The organism is Alkalicoccus luteus, from assembly GCF_012034335.1.
Taxonomy (GTDB): Bacteria; Bacillota; Bacilli; order Bacillales; family Salisediminibacteriaceae; genus Alkalicoccus; species Alkalicoccus luteus_A.
In genome coordinates this window covers 1-1,329 of sequence record NZ_JAATHJ010000067.1, presented here as the reverse complement: position 1 = coordinate 1,329, position 1,329 = coordinate 1, and the positions used below count along the sequence as shown (strand labels likewise).

Below are 1,329 nucleotides of genomic sequence, written 5' to 3'. Positions count from 1 at the left end.
GACCAGGAAACGCAGTCGAACAAGCCACGAATCGATTTCAACTGATTGCCCCCTTATTAGAAGAAGCGTTAGACAAACAGGAACGAGCTGCCCTGCTCCATCAGCTCTCACAGCGGCATGGCGTGTCAGAACGAACCATTCGTCGCTATCTTGCTCAGTTTCACAAAGAAGGCTTTGAGGGGTTAAAACCGAAAGCCTATCGCCCTGTGTCGGTCGAAAATCAGGATCCAGTGCTGGAACAGGCGATTTTATTGCGCCGGGAGGTGCCGTCCAGAAGCATTGCATCGATCATTCACATATTGGAATGGGACGGGCTGGTGGAAAAAGGCACGGTGAAGCGATCGACCCTGCAGGAACAATTAGCCAAGCGAGGGTACAGCGCCCGGCAGATGAAACTGTATCACGAGACATCCGGGGCCGTACGGCGCTTTCAGAAACGATCCCGAAATGCGTTGTGGCACTCGGATATCAAGTATGGCCCGTACCTGCCAATCGGGCCAAATGGAACCAAGAAGCAAGTCTACATGGTGGCCTTTTTGGATGACGCCACCCGGTATCCCTTGCACGTATCCTTTTACCCCATGCTGGATGCCCGATGTGTCGAAGAAGCGTTTCGGGAATCGGTTCGTACGTATGGGATCCCTGAACAAGTGTATTTTGATAACGGGAAGCAGTACCGGACGAAGTGGATGGCGAAAACCTGTGCCAAGTTAGGGACAAGGCTGTTGTATGCCAAGCCCTATTCACCGGAATCCACGGGGAAAATCGAACGCTTTAACCGAACCTTTGATGCGTTTTTGCAGGAAGTACAGTTGGAACGCCCCAAGACCGTAGAAGCGCTCAATCAGTGGCTGCGGGTATGGCTCGACGAGCGGTACATCCACCAGCCGCACCAGGCCCTGGGCACCGCCACGACACCGTTCCAAGCATACCGCCAGGAAAGCACGCCGATCCGAACCATTTCGGCCGAAGAACTAACCCAGGCGTTTTTACATACGGAAACGAGAAAAGTCGATAAATCAGGCTGCATCAGCTTTCAGGATACGAAATACGAAGTGGGCATCACGCTCATGGGCTGTCGGGTCGAGATTACCTACGATCCTCAGGATACGACGACGCTCACCATCGATTATCCCGGTTATGACAGCTGGACAGCCACGAAGCTCACAATGACCGAACAAACAGGGAGACGACCGTCCCTCCCGGTCCATATGACCAAAGAACCTGCCGGTTCGTCGAGGTTGTTACAAGGAGCGAAGAAACAGAACGAGGAACGACGGGCCCAGGCGAAAGGGCCAACCGTGCCCGCCGTTCACTTCCGTCATATCG

General features: G+C 53.8%; 1 protein-coding gene. It reads left to right on the top strand.

Annotated features, from left to right (window positions below; genetic code table 11):
* Nucleotides 1-1,329: DDE-type integrase/transposase/recombinase (locus tag HCN83_RS17865; RefSeq protein WP_168009776.1), on the top strand; the 1,329-nt coding region annotated here is incomplete at both ends.